17 protein-coding genes and 3 pseudogenes are annotated in these 19,026 nt (G+C 36.4%); 9 read left to right on the top strand and 11 right to left on the bottom strand.

The genetic code is table 11. The features are described from left to right. Window positions 1-480: 480 nt before the first annotated feature. From I8752_RS28460 to I8752_RS28445, 4 genes are all read left to right on the top strand, one after another. Complete coding sequence (locus tag I8752_RS28460) at window positions 481-819, top strand: hypothetical protein (protein ID WP_214435575.1); 339 nt, start codon at window positions 481-483, stop codon at window positions 817-819. Window positions 820-1,037: 218 nt separating this feature from the next. Further along, entirely contained in the window at window positions 1,038-1,781 is a 744-nt protein-coding gene (locus tag I8752_RS28455; RefSeq protein ID WP_225895971.1) for a hypothetical protein, read from the top strand. A gap of 23 nt (window positions 1,782-1,804) precedes the next feature. After that, entirely contained in the window at window positions 1,805-2,479 is a 675-nt protein-coding gene (locus tag I8752_RS28450) for a carboxylesterase family protein (RefSeq protein WP_214435574.1), read from the top strand. A gap of 129 nt (window positions 2,480-2,608) precedes the next feature. Beyond that, entirely contained in the window at window positions 2,609-4,003 is a 1,395-nt protein-coding gene (locus I8752_RS28445; protein WP_214435573.1) for a TldD/PmbA family protein, read from the top strand. A 183-nt stretch (window positions 4,004-4,186) separates the two neighbouring features. Here the strand turns inward: I8752_RS28445 and I8752_RS28440 are convergent, their stop codons facing one another. Both I8752_RS28440 and coaE read right to left on the bottom strand, forming a co-directional pair. Continuing rightward, entirely contained in the window at window positions 4,187-4,510 is a 324-nt protein-coding gene (locus tag I8752_RS28440) for a hypothetical protein (protein WP_214435572.1), read from the bottom strand. 824 nt (window positions 4,511-5,334) lie between these two features. Next, window positions 5,335-5,928 (bottom strand): dephospho-CoA kinase, encoded by a 594-nt coding sequence (gene coaE, locus I8752_RS28435; protein WP_214435571.1) that lies wholly within the window; start codon window positions 5,926-5,928, stop codon window positions 5,335-5,337. Window positions 5,929-6,164: 236 nt separating this feature from the next. On the opposite strand from coaE, the pseudogene I8752_RS28430 reads away from it, so the two are divergent. Both I8752_RS28430 and I8752_RS28425 read left to right on the top strand, forming a co-directional pair. After that, window positions 6,165-6,605 (top strand): annotated as a pseudogene (locus tag I8752_RS28430) (ISAs1 family transposase); the annotation flags it as partial. Window positions 6,606-6,621: 16 nt separating this feature from the next. Continuing rightward, window positions 6,622-6,885 (top strand): annotated as a pseudogene (locus I8752_RS28425) (IS701 family transposase); the annotation flags it as partial. 114 nt (window positions 6,886-6,999) lie between these two features. Here the strand turns inward: I8752_RS28425 and I8752_RS28420 are convergent. The 7 genes and pseudogenes from I8752_RS28420 to I8752_RS28390 form a co-directional block, all read right to left on the bottom strand. Beyond that, window positions 7,000-7,128 (bottom strand): annotated as a pseudogene (locus I8752_RS28420) (pentapeptide repeat-containing protein); the annotation flags it as partial. Window positions 7,129-7,387: 259 nt separating this feature from the next. Then, window positions 7,388-8,875 (bottom strand): IS1380 family transposase, encoded by a 1,488-nt coding sequence (locus I8752_RS28415; protein WP_214435570.1) that lies wholly within the window; start codon window positions 8,873-8,875, stop codon window positions 7,388-7,390. A 98-nt stretch (window positions 8,876-8,973) separates the two neighbouring features. Further along, on the bottom strand, window positions 8,974-9,477 hold the full coding sequence (locus tag I8752_RS28410) for a hypothetical protein (protein WP_214435569.1): 504 nt from the start codon (window positions 9,475-9,477) through the stop codon (window positions 8,974-8,976). Window positions 9,478-9,558: 81 nt separating this feature from the next. After that, window positions 9,559-10,080: a hypothetical protein gene (locus tag I8752_RS28405; RefSeq protein ID WP_214435568.1), complete on the bottom strand. Its 522-nt coding sequence runs from the start codon at window positions 10,078-10,080 to the stop codon at window positions 9,559-9,561. A 109-nt stretch (window positions 10,081-10,189) separates the two neighbouring features. After that, window positions 10,190-11,425 (bottom strand): hypothetical protein, encoded by a 1,236-nt coding sequence (locus I8752_RS28400; protein WP_214435567.1) that lies wholly within the window; start codon window positions 11,423-11,425, stop codon window positions 10,190-10,192. A 31-nt stretch (window positions 11,426-11,456) separates the two neighbouring features. Then, a complete protein-coding gene (locus tag I8752_RS28395) occupies window positions 11,457-13,247 on the bottom strand; it encodes a hypothetical protein (RefSeq protein ID WP_214435566.1) in 1,791 nt (596 codons plus the stop codon). Window positions 13,248-13,387: 140 nt separating this feature from the next. After that, window positions 13,388-14,053 (bottom strand): O-methyltransferase, encoded by a 666-nt coding sequence (locus I8752_RS28390; protein WP_214435565.1) that lies wholly within the window; start codon window positions 14,051-14,053, stop codon window positions 13,388-13,390. A gap of 1,201 nt (window positions 14,054-15,254) precedes the next feature. Between I8752_RS28390 and I8752_RS28380 the strand changes: the two genes are divergently transcribed. The 3 genes from I8752_RS28380 to I8752_RS28370 are packed head-to-tail and all read left to right on the top strand — an operon-like array spanning window position 15,255 to window position 17,401. Beyond that, window positions 15,255-16,307, top strand: coding sequence for a mevalonate kinase family protein (locus I8752_RS28380; protein ID WP_214435564.1), 1,053 nt, complete (start codon window positions 15,255-15,257; stop codon window positions 16,305-16,307). Window positions 16,308-16,367: 60 nt separating this feature from the next. Then, window positions 16,368-16,862 carry a DUF4365 domain-containing protein gene (locus I8752_RS28375; RefSeq protein ID WP_214435563.1) on the top strand — a complete coding sequence of 165 codons (495 nt, stop codon included), beginning with the start codon at window positions 16,368-16,370 and terminating at the stop codon, window positions 16,860-16,862. Beyond that, on the top strand, window positions 16,859-17,401 hold the full coding sequence (locus I8752_RS28370; protein WP_214435562.1) for a hypothetical protein: 543 nt from the start codon (window positions 16,859-16,861) through the stop codon (window positions 17,399-17,401). Before I8752_RS28375 ends, I8752_RS28370 begins: the two co-directional genes overlap by 4 nt. Before the next feature lie 54 nt (window positions 17,402-17,455). Here I8752_RS28370 and I8752_RS28365 read toward each other — a convergent pair whose 3' ends face one another. Beyond that, entirely contained in the window at window positions 17,456-17,968 is a 513-nt protein-coding gene (locus I8752_RS28365; protein WP_214435561.1) for a hypothetical protein, read from the bottom strand. Window positions 17,969-18,002: 34 nt separating this feature from the next. Beyond that, a complete protein-coding gene (locus I8752_RS28360; RefSeq protein WP_214435560.1) occupies window positions 18,003-18,995 on the bottom strand; it encodes a tyrosine-type recombinase/integrase in 993 nt (330 codons plus the stop codon). Window positions 18,996-19,026 lie beyond the last annotated feature (31 nt).

Here is a 19,026-nt window from a genome sequence, read left to right as displayed (position 1 = left end):
AGCCCTTCGGGTTCGGTAGTTGCTTCAAGTCGGGGAACCCGCCCAACGCACTACCTCACCGCTTGCGCGTCTACGATTCTTCCGTAGTTTATGCATAAGTCCTACTATTAATGAAAGCGCCGCAGTTAGCGGTGCAAGGACTTCCAGAAATTAAATTATTCAATTATAAGAGCGGAGGTGATTGTGGGGTTCTTCCTCCCAGTTCCCGCTGCTTCCCCTGCTCGCCAAAGCGATAGCAGATTTTTTTAGTTGGAAGTCCCCAATAGCATGACCAATATTTTAATCTAGTCCCAGTCTTTAAATCAAATTAGTTATTTCTCAAGAAAGAGGTTATATGTAATTTCTGTTGACTAATATATAACTTTAGGCATGAAAATATGATTTTCAGCGCAAGCTCTCTCTAGAGAAAGAACGCATTACATCTAAGTTTTTTTAAACTGGCTGTTAGTAAATGCATAAATTTTAAGTTCTGAAATAGCCATGACTAAAGAAGTAGAAAAACAAAATAATCAACCAGACACTCATCAACCAGTAAGTGGAGATTGGGATTCCCAAGATGAGCCAAATGTTAAAGATAAAAATTTAACAGCTAATCCAGGCGATCGCATTCACGATTCAGAATCTGTTGAAGAAAAAGCCAAACAAGTTGCTGTAGATTCGCCAGACATTACAGGCGACCATATCACAGTGCCTACTTACTTTGTCGTAGATGAACCAGATGGTGAAAAAAAGGCACTTCACCATGTTAAAGATGCTGAAGAAATTTCTGATGTCATTCGACAGGCACGAGTTGACGAAAATGGCAATAGGATTTGGTAGTAGTTTCTCTGCTAGTGCAAGATAGTTAGTGAGGACAGAAACCTTAAAAATTAACCTCTGCACCATCTATAACTTCATAGGTATTTTTCCTATGCTTGCACGATTTGAGTAGAGACGTAATAAATTGCGTCTCTACTTGTATATCCGCAATTTCATTATCTAGAAACTAAATATTTTGACAGCAAATTTAGTAAAACCAAATAATAATCTGAGAGTAGATGATGGTAGTAGATATCACTAAAACAAAAGACTTAAACGATTGGAATACAGAAGCAATTAAAAATAAAATCTTAGAGATGGTTACAGGAAAAGATGTAGAGTCTTTAAGAGACAAAGTACATTTTTATCAAACCGAGTTAGTACCATATTTTCAGGAATTAAGTCAACGCAATCCTTTACCAAATATTGCCGATCAATTGCCCATAGTTCTTGGAGTTTGGATACCAATCTGGTCTACTATACCTTTTCAAGATATTGTACCAGGTAGGTTACAACAGCAGTCTTACCAAATCTTTCATGATGATGGTTACTATGCCAATATAGCTCGTTATGCACCAGGACATCAGTCTGCTGTATGGCGCAGATTTGCATCGAAACTGCCAGCTTTCGACTTAATGGTGATGCAAAAGTATTCTGTTCGAGATGAAAATTGGCACATTCAGAATGTAGGGATATTTCAAGCATTAGGAAATAGAGAAAAAGTATTGACAAGTGACAAGGCTGACGAGTGGTTTACAACCATAGTCAAATCTAAATTTCCAGAACCAGAGGCAAAAATAGACCTCAAAAAAGAACTGCAATTCTATGAAATGGACAGAAATACTATCAAAAAATTTGAAAAAGCTTATTTAAACACTCCTGTTCTAGAACATTTATACATAGATAATGATTTTCGGCTAGTGAAGAGTCAACGCGAGGCCAAACAGCGACCGAGTTATACAATTGCCGTTCGGAGATATTGAACTTATAAAACTTGTCAATAATTATGGACTCTAAACAAGAAAAAGTTACTGACACTGATACTTACAATTATTTACTGTTTTTACCCAATGTCCTGCGACAAAATACTTCGGGTCAAAGCAACGGAACTAAACAGCAGCTTTTTCCGGCGATCGTATTTTTGCACGGTGCAGGCGAACGCGGCTCTAACTTAGAGGATGTGAAAAGGCAGGGTCTAGCCAAAGTTGTAGAGGAACAGCCAGATTTTCCTTTTATTGTTATCTCCCCTCAATGTCCGCTAAGTAAGTCTTGGTTAGTAGAAAAATTGAGTCCCCTGTTAGATCGGGCGATCGCTTCTTATCCTATCGCTCGCGATCGCATTTATTTGACTGGCTTAAGTATGGGTGGATACGGAACATGGCGTTGGGCAACTGCCGAACCAGAACGCTTTGCCGCGATCGCGCCTATCTGCGGTGGTGACAATCCATTGAAAGCATCTAACTTACAAAATCTTCCTGTATGGGCATTTCACGGGGCGCAAGATCGAATTGTTCCCTTAAGAGAATCTGCAATAATGGTTTCTGCACTGAAAGCCCATGGCGGAAACGTGAAATTTACAGTTTACCCAGAAGTTGGTCACGATTCATGGACGCAGACATACAATAATCCAGAGTTGTATGAATGGTTTTTGCAACATCGACTCCATCATCCTGTGGGTTAGAGTTGCTGATACATACAGTATTATCTTCTCGCAAAGATGAGGTTAGCAAAAGCCGGATCTTCAAAAGAGTAGCCGACATCGACCAAATAATTGCAAAATAAAATTAGTTCGTCATGGTTACTACCGAGAATGTCGAATAAAATTGCTGACGCACAAAATTTACTTTCTGACCTCATCGCCCGCTACTCATCCCGTGTGGATTATCTGATGATTCGCCTTGAAGAAGCAGAAGGGACTGATATCTTGTTGCGTGGTGACAAGGTAGAAACCCTTAGCGAAGGTATCTCAATTGGTGGACATATTCGCGCTTGTTATAAAGGCGGCTGGGGATTAAGCAGTTTTAACGAACTGGAGACTATTCCAGAACGCATACAAGAAGCGATCGCTGCTGCACGAATGGTTGGTGATGAAGAAACTCTCTTAGCTCCCATTAAAGCGGTACAAGCAGTATGCCAGCTCCCCCTAACAGGAACCGATCCCCGCAAAATTTCCCTTAAGAAGAAAAAAGAGTTGTGCGATCGCTACACCGAATTGCTCAAAAGCGTTGACCGTCGCATCACCACAACTTCCGTGCGCTATGGTGACAGCACCCAAAAAGTTATCCTCGCTACCTCAGAAGGTACTCTCATCGAGCAATCTTGGGTAGATATGGAAATGCGCTTTGCTGCTACGGCAAAAAACGGCGAAACCATTCAAACCGGCAGAGAAACTACCGGCTCTCGTAAAGCCTACGAAGATTTAACTAATTTGGACGAACAAGTCAAAAGTGCTGCCCAAAGGGCTATTGCTGCTTTGTCTTTACCAGCGGTGAAAGGTAATACCTACACTGTTGTCATCGACCCAATTCTCACAGGTTTGTTTGTCCATGAAGCTTTTGGTCATCTTTCCGAAGCCGATATGGCTTACGAAAATCCCGATCTTTTGGAAGTTATGACCATTGGACGGCGGTTTGGCCCAGAAGAACTGCAAATTTTTGATGGTGCTGCCCCAACAGGGCATCGAGGTAGTTATTTTTATGACGATGAAGGTACGCCTGCCACTACTACCCAATTAATTAAAGATGGGGTTTTAGTAGGACGTTTGCACTCCCGTGAAACTGCTGGCAAATTAGAGGAAGCACCTACAGGTAACGCTCGCTGTCTCAATTATCATTTTACTCCAATTGTGCGGATGACAAATACCTGGATTGAACGAGGTAAAACACCTGTTAAAGACTTATTCACAGGTATTCAAGAAGGAGTGTATGCCCGTAATTGGTTGGGTGGTATGACGAATGGAGAAATGTTCACTTTTAGCGCAGGGGAAGCGTGGATGATTAGAAACGGTAAAATTGCCGAACCAGTGCGAGATGTGACACTTTCAGGCAATGTTTTCCAAACCCTGACAGATATTGAAGCAATTGGTGATGACTTCTACTGGGATGAATCTGGCGGTTGCGGTAAGGGCGGACAAAATGGCTTACCTGTGGGTTGTGGCGGGCCGAGTCTGCGAATTCGAGATGTAGTCGTTGGTGGAGAAACATAATTAACAAGAGCAGAGGGGCGAAAGAGCAGGAGGGACTTCCAACTAAAAAAATATTCCATCGCTTTGGTGAGCAGGGGGAGCAGGGGGAGCAGGGGAGGAAGAATCTCACAATCGTTTTTGCTCTCAAAATTGAATAGTTTAATTTCTGCAAGTCTCGGAGTATACCCCTGATCTCTTTTGTAACTAAACTATTACTCGTTTTAGTAAAGCCATCCACATATCTGACGGTTCAGAGTAATAATCGATTTGCACAATTTGATATCTACAAGTTAAGGACCCATGCTTTAAAATGATGTAATCTTGAGCTTTGAGTCCTTTTCCTATGCCAGTCATTTGTGCTTCTGTTCCTTCAGTCAGGAACTCAAACACGTAGTCTTTTCCCCTTACCAATCGGCTATAATCGTGTATTTTATAATTCTTGTGTGATTTATTGATTGGCTGTTTCACCGGGGGAAGCAAATTTAAAATACCGGAACTAAAGTTAAGACCTATTTTTATAAAAGACATAAATGTTTTTTCCAATATCGTGCTAACAAAAAATTTTGGATAAACGAATCTCAATTTCTGACAAAAACCTATCTAGAAGACATTGGTATAAAATCTAGAGAGTAATTATCTTTACCTACTTATAATAAAAACAATAGATTTATTGCAGAAGAAGGTAAAAGTGGGTTTTCCTTTGAGGATAAGCAGCAGGGAAAAGGATTAAAGAGATTGAATTTTTAGCCTTTACCTCCGTATAGTGATTGCAAAAAGTATTTTTGCAAAATTTTTAATCTGCTAACCGATCGCAAACAACTAGCCTCACCCGTAGATACCTTTTTTGAAATACAAAAACAATTTTAAAAGCAACATCCAAAATCAAAATTAATTTTTCTTAAGACTTAATTCGGAACTCTTAATTTTTAATTTTTACCAGACTTAATCAGCATCATTAAAAATGCTGGTTAAGTGTGTATTAATTGAACATTGATATAATTCGCTATGCCTAACCTATACCCCCAATATCGAACATATAATTCAAGATTTTTTAGGACTCTAATATGGGAAATTTATTACATATTATACATTGCTTTCAATTCAGTAAACTACAGTAGAATTACGAATGCATTAGACAAGGTTTATAAAAACTTACTAGAAGCTTTGTTGACAACAAAGGGTGAGAATCTAGCTGACAATATCTAATGATGTCACTTATTTGAAACCGATACAACCAATTAAGGCAATGGCTCTACAATGCTGATACTTTAAGATATGTTAATTAATAAAGCTTACAAAAGGTGTATGTATTTAGAGTATCATTAATGTGAATTTTCAAAGGAGAATTAGCTTTAATTTATACTTATTTTTGTTACGGCAGCATGAATTTGTTTCAGTAATACTTCTAGGGTAGAAGAGTTGTCTAACACAACATCTGCAAGAGATGCCTTTTTTGTAAGAGATAATTGGCTGTCGATCCGTGCTTGTGCCTGTTGTTGACTTAAATTGTTTCGCTGTATTAATCTTTGTAATTGTTGTGATTCTGAACAAGACACAACCCAGATTTCTGTAACTAAATTGGTCATTCGGGCTTCAAACAGTAAAGGAATAACTAACACCAGCCTTGGCGAAGAGGATTGAGCGATCGCTTCTTTAAAACGATCGGCCACATAAGGATGAATCAAGCCTTCTATCCAATTGCGTTCGTCTGGCTGCTGAAAGATAATTTCGCCTAGCTTTTGACGGTTGAGGCTGCCATCTGGTAGTAAAATTTGTTCGCCAATTCTTAAGGCGATCGCCTTAAGAATTGGCGAACCGACAGTGACTGCATCTCTGGCATAAATATCTGCGTCCAGAACTGGCAGACTATAAGTGCTGGCCAAATAATTGGCGACAGTGGTTTTGCCTGTGGCGATACCTCCAGTTAAACCAATTAATCGTTTCATTAGCGACCCGTTATCAGCTTTTATAACCAGCGTATGTTAAACAGCTCGCGATTTCAGAAAACAACATAGAAGTTCTTATGCATTCAGAAAATCCTCCCATTGAAATAGCAAATACATTTTTGTGTCAGAGCGTGGTGAGGTGATGTCCACTGATGTGGTATGGAAACTGATGGGGCGGCTGGCAGTGTAGGCGGGGCTTGAGATCAAAGTTCACTGTCACATGATGCGCCATGCCTGTACCCATTGCTGCTATTGGCCAGCTTTATCAACCCAAATTATGGGCAGGTTTACAATCCCTAGTTATGGTTGTCCGTGTACGTCATCTTTGGAATAAAACCACTCGTGAGATGCAGTTTTATCTCACTTCTTTAAATAGTGATGCTCAAATTATCGGTCGTGCCATCCGACAACACTGGGGCATTGAAAACCAGGCTCATTGGACTCTCGATTCTACTTTTGCCGAAGATGCTTGTCGCATTCGTTCTCTCCACAGTCCGCAAAATTTTGCCCTTTTACGACGTTTTGCTCTCAATGCCCTTAACTGTGAACAGACCTACAAACGCAGTCTTCGTCAAAAAATTAAACGCACCGCTATGGATAATAATTATATGATTCAGGTTCTCAGTTGTTTCATTGACAATACATTAAATTCTTCTGATTCCTTATCTCAAGCCTGATTTAGATGCTCTTACCCTGGTACAACAAGTGTGTAAGGAACGATTGCAAATTGAGGAGTTTCACCGCGAACTAAAGCAATTGACTGGCATTGAATCATGTCAATGTCGTAAGGGTCGTATTCAAAGAAATCATATTGCCTGCGCTATTTTAGTCTGGCTTAGGCTCAAAGAGATAGCTTATAAAACTGGTCAAACAATTTATCAAATTAAGCATGGATTGTTATCCAATTATTTAGTTGAGCAATTAAAACGTCCGGCTATTCCCTTGTTTATCATGTAGTTGTTTGGTGCCGAGCGTAGCTACACCACGCCATTACTTGTGACAGTTGCGTAAGTCCTGTTAGTTTCTCTCGTAATGCCCCAATCTTCAATGTAAGCTCCGGTGAGGGTTGCACGCTCCTCTCAAGTTGGCATTGGTGAAGTTTGCCCCTCGGATGTCGGCATAGCTAAAGTTTGCACCCGCAAGGTCTTGTCTACCTTTGAAGTTGCGTCCTCGGAGATTTTGACCGGAGAAGACCCGGATTTCTCACAAGCAGTAAAAAATCAATTTGTATGGCTTGATGTGAGGTAGTTTTCTGATACATCACCAATCAAAATTTATGCGCGGAGTTAAATTAAGCATAAAACCGTAGATACAAAGCTAAAATAGCTACTTTTTTTTTATTAGTACTAAAATCAAAATGTTATCTTCATAAAATTGAGCATTCCAAAACAAGACTTGAATTAATCCAAGCTCAAAGTATCATTAGTTAGAAATAAGTAAAAGACAACTAAACTTTAAACTATGCGGTATTAGAGAGCATTTTTAAGCGTTTATGGGCAATAGCAAAAATATGTTTGTAAGGGCAAGAACTAGTAATCGCAATTAAAATACGACGTGTAGTTACAGTAATCAAAGCTCCTAACTTCAATAATTTAGTACGAATAGTCCCAACAGTAGCATTTTGGAATTCGGTTTTAGCTAAACATTTTTGACGCAAAGCATTCATCAAAACGTAAGCAAGAGAAGAGAACCATAAACGTAATTGATTTCCGGCAAATGTATGGGTGCTTGTTCTATCACTAAAAAGTTCTAATTGTTGTTCTTTAAAACGATTTTCTATCTCCCCTCGTTGACAATATTTTTGTTTATATAATTGGCTAGGAGGTACTTTATTCGGAGCAAGGGAAGTTACAACAAAACGAATCTTTGCTGCTTTGGCTCCATATTCAACCTTACAAACAACACGACGACTTTGACTCCAAGATTCACGAGTCTGATAATCTAACGACTTATACCAAATTGAGTTATCAATCAAGTCAGACGCAAGCCTTGGAAGCTGTTCATCTGGTTTAAATACGGTTTCCAAAAATGAAACTACTGTTGATAATTTCTGCTCAAATTCAATCCTGGCTCTCTCTTTAGTCTTCATAGCCATTTGAATTAAACGACTGTTTTGTGCTAACCCAAATACATAATCGACTCTTGCTTGAGACTCACACCAGTCCATTATATTTTCTCGTGAATATGCACTATCTCCTCGTACTAAAATTTCAACATTCTGCCATTTTTGACGTATTTGTTTAATTACTCTCTGTATTTCTGATAATGCCCCAAATGCTGGATCTACATTTGAGGGTCTTAATTTAGCTGCTAATAAATGTTTTCCACAAAAAATATATAGTGGGGCATAGCAGTATCCTCCATAATAAGTATTGAAGAAAACTTGCTCCTGATTGCCGTGTACGAGGTCATCAGTTACATCCAAGTCTAAAATAATTTGTTGTGGCTCTTTCGAGTAAGATTCTAGAAATAATTTGACAAATAAGCTTTCAATTTGCTCTGGAGAATGCCCGATTTTATGGTAACGGTTATCTCCTCCTTGTTCCACATCTTCAGGACAATGTTCTAGCCGATTTAATGTACTCTTCCCTGCTAAAATTTTTTGCTGCTGTTCTAGTCCTATTTTTTTCCCTAATGCTAGAGCAAACATCGGGTCATGACGTAATTTTTCATGGTCATTTAAGTCTTCGTATCCCATGATCAACCCATATATTCGTTGTGTAATTAAGTCTTTTATTGAATGGTCAACTCGGTTTGGTTTTCGGTAATCTTTAAAACACTGTGCAAGCTGTGACGTGATTTGTAGTTTTCTGTCTATTTCAGCAATTAAGCTTAATCCGGCATCAGATATTACTCTTCCACCCTGGAAATTAACTACTACTGTAGGTAGTTTTGGCTGTTCAAATTTGAACTGTTTTGCTATACGATCTGTTGAAGCTGGGGTCATGCTTTACAACTGCTGAAATGCATGTTATATATACATTTTTGCAGTTTTTGACCCCTTTTTTATATCTTTGTGAGAAATCCGGGCATTGGGAGCTCACGTTAACTTCTCACGAGTGGGGGATGAATAAACAGTTGTAGCATTTGTGTATTGCAACTGGATGGATAAATATTACCAACCTGCATAAAGCCAAACTTAGAAAGCATGTAGACTATATTCCTGCGGCGCGAGGTGGCAAATATTCCTTCACCATCAATAGATAACATTGCAGAGCGTATAAGTTGAGTCGCATAATTACCACCACGCGCAGTAGGTACAACAAAGAGCCAACCAAGCTCGAACAAAATTTTATAATCATCTAAACTAATACTCGACATACTTGAAACATAGTTACGATAACCATGAGAAGGACATTTTACTGCTATAATGCCTTGCAAACTGTGTTCTTCATAGAGAAATACTAAGTTTTGAGCAGACAAAACTCTAGATTCAAGATTTAAGAGAGATACTTCTTCTCCAGCAGAGATAAGACATATAAATTCTTCAATTTCTTTGGCTGAGCAAGAATGTGGATTCTTTACAACTATTTTAAAATCGCTTTTCATAAATTTGTCATAAAAGTGCAGTTAATAACATGCAAACTAAAGACTGCTCTTGACTATACCTATTTTTTGTCAGTAATTAAGTTATAATTTTGTCTGAATATACTTATAAATAACTTCACGAAATGATGATTCAAAAATTCCATCTATCCTGATACTTAATGACGGAAAAATAGAATTTTCAGTTCCATGCAAGGATCGGCTATCAAACCAAACACAGGAGCATTCAACAAAGTGTTTAACACCCAAAAAATCCTTAACATAAAAACGCTTATTGTTATCTAGCCTAATCCATATAAATTCTTGTAAAAAATCTGAATAGCTATGATCTACATGTTCAGGAGTTTCATGTTTAGTCGAGTATAAAATAAGTATACGACCAGTTTCTAAAAAGAGAGAAAAATTATTTATTAACGAAATTGTTTCAGAAAAATAGTTTACATTTTCATTACAAATACTCCAATATTTTGATTTTCCTCTTATATAACGTTCATCACCACAATAGGTTAAGTTATTTCTTCGGGTTAGCTGTATTTTATGCACTCCAGTATCTCTATGATTTAGCTTAAAGTTTTCAATCTCTAAACTACTATTCATAAAACTCATAATATTTTGTAATGTTGTGTCACCCAGTTTTGATAAAAAAACTGATATGTCAAAATATTGATTGAGACAAAAATAAGGATACTTTATTTGGCACATAGCACTTATTGAACTATCTAAATATATCTTGTATAAAATCTGAAACACGCGGATTTATACAACAAAATCCAAAATATTTTTCTGTATTTTCAGAAATAAGTATTTTAGAGCTATCGGGAATATTTTTAATATGTTTATGCAATATAATTAGCTTATTTTCTACATTATATAAAACTTTTTGAGATATATTTATATTTCCAAATTTGATTTTATCTCTAAGCATTTCTAGGCAATATATCTCCTCTTCTAAAAGTTTTAAACGACAAAGGAGATTTTGTAAATAGCGTCTAGATTTAGGTTTAATTCCATGTTTTATAGTTAAACTTTTGAAGTTATTCTCATAAACTAAATTGGCAGATCTATTAATAAAAAATAAATAACCCATGAAAGTCATTCGATCTTTAGAGGAATGTACCGGAAATAAATACGAGGTATCTGTTTTGTAAATACGATCAAATTTAGGATTCAAGAAAACCTGATAAAATACTTTCAGGCATTTTTCGCAATATTGAATAGTTTTATACAAACTTGTGTCATCTTGTACTAAGAAAGCATTTAATTCATTCAAATGAATTGGTAATTCTCGCTCTGGATTTAGTATAAAGTCTTTAACAATATTTTTAAAATCAGCACTATAGAAAAATTTTCTATTCATCCAGTTTTGCTTATTATTATATTTTTCTTCAAGGTATTCTAAAAAAAGCTCTGCACCATTACCACTAACCAAAGATGCTATAATAACATATCCCATATAGTCAAAAACTGTTTCTGAATTAAATTCATTAGTCAAGTAAAAATTTCCTTCTTCCAAAACTTCAAATAAAATAGGAAAGACACGTTTCGGCTGATTTTTTTTCCTAACACCAAGTTGTAATATGGGTAATTCTAAATATTCACCCTTTGGTAATCCTTCTTGCTCTCTATGTACATAGATTAGCTCATTTTTTAAATTTCCAAAAAATCTGGTACAAAGTTCAATAATAGACTCGCCATGATATGCATAGCTCGAAAAATTTTCTAAGATTTTACCATTTCTACCTTTGTAAGTATCATGTATCCAGCCTTTTTCAAAAATAAAGTGAAAGATATCATGATTTGGAAAAAATTTTGCGTTTGGAAATTGTCTACCATTACAGTTAGAACGAACATTTTTATTAACTTTTAGATCAGATGGAGATGGTTCAGATACTACCAAAAAATCAGAGTATTCTTTATATTTAGTAAAAGTATCTTCTTTTGTACAAGTCATAAATTTTAAATTTATAATTCAAATATTAATACTAGGGGATGAAATTAAAAATTAGCTCTTGCTGTCTATGTAAATTTTCTACTACCTCATTTTTAGATATAGAAGAATCTATGAGATAGCAATAGCTAATTCTTGAAGAGATCAAGTCCATCTGGTAAGAAATTAACATGAAGTCTAACTCACCCAAATTTTTTTGAAGATAAATCATAAGCTTTTTTGCAAATAATTTTCTTGCAGCTTTAGATTTTAATAAGTTGCTGCAAACCTTGGTCGGATTAAAATAAAAAGTTAAAGATACTATACTTTTTTCTTTCGTGATATCATCAAAACTTACATTTCTTTGCTTGGATTCTTGCATAACTCTTGCTAAAGCTTGAATACAACCTGTAAATCTTGGATTTATTTCGACGATTTTTACCTCCTTAAGTCCATTTGGTGCAAACTTTACCATTAAATCAATACCACTGTATAAAATTGGAATTGAGTTAAAGTCAGACAGTGTATTTACTAAAAAAGCGTTATTTATTTTACATGGAACTATAGACAATATAAGATAAACTAAGGTGGAATAAGCAGCACCAATAAGATGAAGTCTATCTTGTATGTTGGTGCCATAAAACATTTTTTTCATTGACAAGTAATTTTGATCATGTAACCGAATTATATTGCCAACATGCATACCATCTATAATAATTTGATCGGATATAATGACTGGAAAAAACTCCCAACAGCTTAATTTTTCAGAAAAGAGTTTAACTTGTATAAAATTTATACTTTTTTCAACTTTTACATTGTTATCATTTGCTAAATATTCTTGAAAAGCTACTCCATTGTTTACAATAAAGTCCTCTATATCATTTTCTGACATTAGTCTTGGAGATTTAAACTTAGATCGCATGAAATTAAGAAATTTCTGTGAAATTTTTTTGATCGCTGTTTCTGATAAAGTTTGCTCTTCGTCAAAGTTATATATACCGGAAGCTAATTCAGATAGAATCTGTTTACTCCACTCTATGACACCTAATCCACCTGCTGTGTGGTTAATTTTAGAAACGAATTTATCGCTGTTTCTTAAAAAACCATCTTCAGATATATATTCATTCAATACAGACAAAACAAAATCTGTTAAGCTTCTCGGCTTACAATCTTTGCATTCAGGTAGTAAATCTTTTACTAATTGTAAGATTGCAAATGTTTCCGATTCTGTATAACCACAAGCTAGTAAATAATCAATTGAGCTTTTGATTGCAACTGGAGTCATCTCTCCTTGTATATTTATATTTTGAATATCAATATTTTTGAGTATGCTAGCAACAGATGCTAATACAGATTTTGAGTCTAATAAATTAAAAGATATTTGGTCATGTGAGAAACAGATGCTCCCTTTTCCGACTGGATTATTTTCGCGGTAGCTATTGTACACATCTATGATTTTTTGCATTTCAACAGATATGCTCCCTGGATAAACCCAATTTATTTTAATCTCTTCACCTTTTTGTAGTCTTATTAAAAATTCAGGTATAAACTCATCTATAGTTTTGTACTTAGCAACTTCTAACTTCTGCATTCTTAAAATTTCTTGAGAAATATGTAGAGGATTAGTAATAAACTTTCTGTTCGAATGTAATACTATATTTCCTGTAAAAGCAGATCGATTAATTCGTAGACCTTCTTTAGAGTCTGCATCTTGAATTGTATGCTTTTTAGTAGCTACAACTACACCTGAAAAAACATAGTTATGAAGTAAGAAGAAAGCTTTACGATACATTTGTTCTTCTTTGAATACTTGTTTTATTTTTTCAGTCAAGTTAACTTTAATCATGTAATAATATATTTCCTTTTCTTTATACAGATTTTTATAAAAATAAGTTGCTTAAAAGACCTGAAGCAGTTCGTTTCAAGCATATATCTCAGAAATCAACTCAAATTATTTATAAGTTGTATACGTTATATACGTTGTTTTTATCGTTTCAGAGCAAGAGTTAATCCATCAGAAATTGGAATTACACAAAGCGTTACTCGCTGATCGGAATGTAACTTTTCATTGAGAGTACGAATAACTAGCACTTGGGGTGATTGCTTTTCCAGATTAGCAACATTGCCACTTTGAAATACATTATCGATCGCAATTAAGCCACCTGGACGAACTAGTTGTAATACTCGCTCGTAATATTCGTTATAATTCACTTTATCTGCATCAATGAAAGCAAAGTCAAATGTGTTTATCCGTCCTTCTAATATCAGATGATCAAGTGTTTCCAGTGCAGGAGCAAGGCGAAGATCTATTTTATTGAAAATACCTGCTTGTTTCCAGTAACGATGAGCAATTTCTGTGTATTCTTCATTTACATCACAAGCGATAACACTACCATCTTCTGGAAGTGCCAGCGCTACACAAAGTGTACTATATCCTGTAAAAGTGCCAATCTCTAAATAGGTTTTAGCTCCTATTAATTGAACTAAGAAAGCCATTAATGCTCCTTGTTCTGGTGCAATCTGCATTCTTCCTAAAGGCAACTGAAATGTTTCTTCACGTAAATTAAATTGTAAATCAGATTCTCGTAAGCATATAGAAAGAAAATATTCATAAAGACAGTCGGTTAGACGTGTTTTTTGGGTAATCTGCATTGTTTTGTCCTATAAACCTTCAATAACGTTCAACAGTATCTTCACTAATCCGACCCCTACATCTCCCATCCGCTTGTGAGTGCTCAACTTGCCTTTCTGGTAGCGTTTCCACAGACTTCTCAATATCAAGGTTATTATCGGGTATTATTTCCGCTCAAGTGTAATTTCCGGGGTATACAAAATTCTGCAACATTAGATTAATGAGCGTGCCAGTTAGTAATAAAAAACTTACTCTCAACATTCGGTAGTAATGTCCCCAATACCAAGTTTTTTTGGACATTTAACCCCAAAAAACCGGATTGCAGTCGAAAAGGTTTCTTATACGTTTCCATTTATGGATAAAAATAATTGTTTTGACGACAGTAAAATTACTCAAGAAACTTTTCCCGGAAGCATCTCACTTTTGCAAATATAAGTGTAATTGAGGGAAGATATAGGAATCATACTTAATTTCTGAAAAAGACCAAGAGATAATATGTAGGCAGATTTTGTCTAAAATAAAACAGGTATAAATCAGCATCTACAAGCTAAAGAACTCTTGCATAAATATTTTGTGGTATGATTGAGGGCTGTTTTTATCTCAATTTTAGTAAGTCAAAATAGTAATAGCTTACCAAGTTTTTCCATTAAGTATTATCTGGCGATGGCTAACTAAAAAATTGCAGCAAACATGGTTCCAGTTATTAATAAATTACTGAAATTATTTGATTAATTTGGTTTTTCAATTGGACTTTCCATAACATCTATCACAACCAAATATTCTTCAGATGACATTTTCTATAATTCTTTCTTACCCTGACTTTTTCGTAGTAAATTGCGATCGCCATTTACAGTATCGTTACCCCAAAGATTGCTGCACCACATACCCCACTTTTAGCTATCAATTTTGATATCAAAGCAGGAAATTACAGACTCAGCATCACTAATTGACACCTGCCAACTTCCGCAAGTAGTATTTTGCTCTCTACGGAATGTTTTGATTGATGCTCCCTCTTGCGGATGTATGATAGACGTTATTGGAAAACTGTATTATCTGTAAGCATTTATGCCTAATGAGGCGAACAGGGGGAGTTAGGTATAGTCTGCACCAATAGGATTCGCTAATATTGCGGCTATCTCAACTGACAACATCCTCGTGGTCACTTGTTGATTGAAGTTAATCAGGATAGCATATACCCCGATTAACAACAGGAAACTGAAAATGAGAATTTTTGTGACAGGTCGTCTTTGTTTGTTCGGAGAACATAGCGATTGGGCAGGAGAATATCGGCGGATTAATCCTCAAATTGAAAAGGGCTACACCTTAATTGTTGGTACTAATCAAGGAATTTATGCCTCGGTTAAACCTAATTCAACTGAGTTAATTATTCGCCCTTCTCTTAATGAAGGCAGATATCATGAACCGCTCAGATTACCTATGGAATCTAATACCTTGTTGTGCGTAGCTCAAAAGGGCGGTTTTTTTAGTTATGCTGCTGGTACAGCTTATCAATTTCTGACTCGTTATGGTGTTGGCGGACTTGAAGTTGATAATTATCTAACCGACTTACCCATCCAAAAGGGATTATCTTCAAGCGCTGCTTTTTGCGTTCTCATGGCGAGAGCATTTAATCGTCTGTACGACTTGAAGATGACAATTCGGGAAGAAATGGAGTTGGCATACCAGGGAGAAAGAACCACCCCTAGTCTTTGTGGTCGGATGGATCAGGCTTGTGCTTATGGAAATCGCCCAATCTTGATGATATTTGATGGGGAACAAATTAACATAAGGGAGCTTACAGTTAGCAAAGATTTGTTTTTTGTAATTGTGGATCTCGGTGGCAGCAAAGACACACAAGAAATTCTCAGACGATTGAATGAGTGTTATCCAATAGCTACTAATCCAATAGGGCAAAATGTGCAAAAATACTTGGGTTCTATTAGCGCGGAAATTACCCAGGCGGCAGCTGAAGCCATACAAGTTGGAGATGCCCAACTTCTTGGGGCTTTAATGACAAAAGCCCAAGCTGAATTTGATCGCTACGTAGTTCCGGCTTGTCCAGGAGAATTAACTGCAAATCAACTGCATCTTCTTCTTAATCACGAGCCTCTGAGTCCCTATATCTTTGGAGGAAAAGGCGTTGGTTCTCAGGGTGATGGTACTGCACAACTGATTGTTAACTCTCAATCAAGTCAAACAAAAGTTATCGAAATTATTCAGCGCGATTTTCCGCAAATGCAACTCTTAGAGTTAACTATTTCAAATTCAAAATGACCCGTATGATTAACTTAACTGAAATCAAAGCATTAAGCTTGACAGGTAATTTCTAAGTTAATGGATATTAATCAACAAAAAGAACAATTTAGCATCACCTATATTAGAGCCATTGCCGCCGTTGCTGGTTATTCTTTATATAGACCAGAAGTAGATAACGATAGCGTAGATTTAGGTATAGTTAGCAGAGGTGGCACAGGTAAAATCCTTTCCCCTAGACTAGAACTACAACTAAAATGTACAGCCAGAGATATTATTGAGGAAAACTATATTAAATATCCGCTCTCTCTCAAAAATTATAATGATTTAAAAATCAATGCCCTTGTCCCTCGGATCTTAGTAGTTGTTTTAGTTCCTGAAAAAATAACAGATTGGATCAAACAAACTGAAGACGAACTTTGTATTAGACATTGTGCTTACTGGGTATCCTTGCGCGGGATGCCAGATACAGAAAATACAACCAATGTTACTATTGAAGTACCCCGTAGTAATCAGTTGACACCTGATGCACTCCAAGCCATTATTGAACGCATTAGTTTTGGAGGATTGCCATGAAAGTTACTATTAAAGATAGCCAAATCCTCAAAACCGTTAACCCTGATGTTATCCAAGCACACTTGCAAGCAACAGGCTGGCACGAGACAGGACGTATTTATAATGATGCAGGGGCAATTTGGCGACTAAAAAAAGATGCCGCTCCTGAATACGAAATTTTGCTACCTCTCCAACATAATTTAGGAGATTATGCCGAAAGAATCAGCGATATATTAAAAACATTATCAACAGTAGAAAATCGGGATCAAGTTGATATAGTAAGCGAATTTATTACCAATTATCCCAACTTCACCTTTCTTGGTGTAGTCATGCAAATTGCCACTCCATCAATTGATAAACTGAGTGGAGAAATTACTTTACTAGGTGAAGTTTTTGATAAATTACGATTAATCAAAACCTCACTTGCTGACCATGATTATATCTTAGCCATTAAAGGTTATCAGGAACGTTTCCCAATTCGCTGCACAGGTGATTTAGTCAAAGTTGACAATCATTTTATCCTGAGAAATCCCCATAATTTTCAAATTGACAATATCTAACTCCGGCAGTTAAAAAGTTTTAGGTTATTTTCTAAATTTGATGAAAGGTTATTGTTAAAAACTAGCTATGAACTGCAATAAATTACCAATAATAAAAAATACAATTCCCCAAAATGTTAGCCAAGATAAAAATGTGTCGTCTTTTTCAAGCTGGTGTTCTAATCTACTCATTCCGAATAAAATAATGATTAAAAAAAAAGTAAAAATTATTAGCATCAACATTGAAATAACAATAAAAAGCAGAATGCTTATTATTGTTCCGAATATACCCATGTCACCTATAATCGATACTTTAGGTACTATATAAAATACAAATATTAAACTAAGAGATATTAATATAATGAGAAATATCCGAAGTGGTTTATAAATCTGTAATTCAAAAGCGGATGCAAAAGAAAAGAAAATAAAGTTTTTCAAAAATGAAACTATAATTTTTAGTTTTGGTTCCAACCAGTTTTCAAACCTTAATATTTTATCTTTACCTATTAAATCTGGTGCAAGCATAAAACCAGCGAAGAAATTAAGAATAATTCCTATGCGATTTAGCCAATCTAAATCTATTTTCATTCTTAATACCTATATCTAAATTTTTAAGTCTTTCCTAAATCAATTCTGATATTGAGTCACTCATCTGCTTTTGTAAGCGCTGGCGGTTATCATCATATTTCAAAACAGTTTGTACTTGGGCGTGTCTGCTGAATCGCTGAGTAGCACGGTAGTTGCCATTATTGAGATCCAATACTGTAGTAATCGCACTGTGGCGGATGCGATGCGGCGACATCTTCTTAGTAATTCCGGCTTGCTTACATAGCCCATCCACCAGTCGCCTGATTGCCTCCCCGGTTAATCGAGCTCCATTTTTGTGGTATGCCAGCACTGTAAAAAGCGGGTCTAACCCGCGTTTCTTCTTAGAAGCTTTAATCCAACTGGCAAGAGAAGAGGCGGTTTTATCCGATAAGTCAAGCACTTCCTTCTGGCTACCCTTGCCTTTACCCAAAATCAAAAGCGTTTTCTCCTTGGGGTTAAAATCACTTACATTTAAGTTGACTATCTCATTGCGGCGCAAGCCATTATCCCAAAGTAACCGCAGAATGGCATAATCACGCTTACCCTTTAAAGTGTTCTGGTCAACTAGCGCTATAACTTGGGCATAGTCAGTCGCCCCAATTCCTGTAGTGTCACGGTAGGTTTCGACCCTTTCACCTTTGACATCATCTAAAGAGAAACTGCACACACCCAGCCGTCGCCCCATTGCCACCATCGACTTGATAGCACTGAGCCGACGATTTACCGTAGCTTCAGCCAGTTTTTTCTTGATGAGGTGCGCTTTGTACTTGAGAACCACAGCAACGGCATGACGCTGTTCCAGGTGAAGAAACTCTAACACTAAATCCCGGCTTGGTTCTTTCTTGGCAACGAACAGAAAGAAATCTTTCAAGTCTTTTTGGTATTCGCGCTTAGTGTTGAGCGATCGCTTATCCCCAATCAGCTGCTGAATAACGTCGGGGTCATTTTCTAAAGAAAAGTCTTCACCGATCGCCAAGGAGAGAGAATTTTCTAGAACGCTGAGATTTTCGGGGTGGATCGGGTTCATGGTTTTAAGCAGGGGGGGCAGGGGAAGCAGG

Source organism: Dendronalium phyllosphericum CENA369 (genome assembly GCF_016056275.1).
Taxonomy (GTDB): Bacteria; Cyanobacteriota; Cyanobacteriia; order Cyanobacteriales; family Nostocaceae; genus Dendronalium; species Dendronalium phyllosphericum.
The sequence above is the reverse complement of the archived record's forward strand: the minus strand, read 5'-3'. Positions and strand labels throughout refer to the sequence as shown.

Bases quoted from the DNA above. Each gene is read 5' to 3' on its own strand.
- I8752_RS28460 (WP_214435575.1), top strand. From the start codon at position 481: ATGACTAAAGAAGTAGAAAAACAAAATAATCAACCAGACACTCATCAA.
- I8752_RS28455 (WP_225895971.1), top strand. From the start codon at position 1,038: ATGATGGTAGTAGATATCACTAAAACAAAAGACTTAAACGATTGGAAT.
- I8752_RS28450 (WP_214435574.1), top strand. From the start codon at position 1,805: ATGGACTCTAAACAAGAAAAAGTTACTGACACTGATACTTACAATTAT.
- I8752_RS28445 (WP_214435573.1), top strand. From the start codon at position 2,609: ATGTCGAATAAAATTGCTGACGCACAAAATTTACTTTCTGACCTCATC.
- I8752_RS28440 (WP_214435572.1), bottom strand. From the start codon at position 4,510: ATGTCTTTTATAAAAATAGGTCTTAACTTTAGTTCCGGTATTTTAAAT.
- coaE (WP_214435571.1), bottom strand. From the start codon at position 5,928: ATGAAACGATTAATTGGTTTAACTGGAGGTATCGCCACAGGCAAAACC.
- I8752_RS28415 (WP_214435570.1), bottom strand. From the start codon at position 8,875: ATGACCCCAGCTTCAACAGATCGTATAGCAAAACAGTTCAAATTTGAA.
- I8752_RS28410 (WP_214435569.1), bottom strand. From the start codon at position 9,477: ATGAAAAGCGATTTTAAAATAGTTGTAAAGAATCCACATTCTTGCTCA.
- I8752_RS28405 (WP_214435568.1), bottom strand. From the start codon at position 10,080: ATGAGTTTTATGAATAGTAGTTTAGAGATTGAAAACTTTAAGCTAAAT.
- I8752_RS28400 (WP_214435567.1), bottom strand. From the start codon at position 11,425: ATGACTTGTACAAAAGAAGATACTTTTACTAAATATAAAGAATACTCT.
- I8752_RS28395 (WP_214435566.1), bottom strand. From the start codon at position 13,247: ATGATTAAAGTTAACTTGACTGAAAAAATAAAACAAGTATTCAAAGAA.
- I8752_RS28390 (WP_214435565.1), bottom strand. From the start codon at position 14,053: ATGCAGATTACCCAAAAAACACGTCTAACCGACTGTCTTTATGAATAT.
- I8752_RS28380 (WP_214435564.1), top strand. From the start codon at position 15,255: ATGAGAATTTTTGTGACAGGTCGTCTTTGTTTGTTCGGAGAACATAGC.
- I8752_RS28375 (WP_214435563.1), top strand. From the start codon at position 16,368: ATGGATATTAATCAACAAAAAGAACAATTTAGCATCACCTATATTAGA.
- I8752_RS28370 (WP_214435562.1), top strand. From the start codon at position 16,859: ATGAAAGTTACTATTAAAGATAGCCAAATCCTCAAAACCGTTAACCCT.
- I8752_RS28365 (WP_214435561.1), bottom strand. From the start codon at position 17,968: ATGAAAATAGATTTAGATTGGCTAAATCGCATAGGAATTATTCTTAAT.
- I8752_RS28360 (WP_214435560.1), bottom strand. From the start codon at position 18,995: ATGAACCCGATCCACCCCGAAAATCTCAGCGTTCTAGAAAATTCTCTC.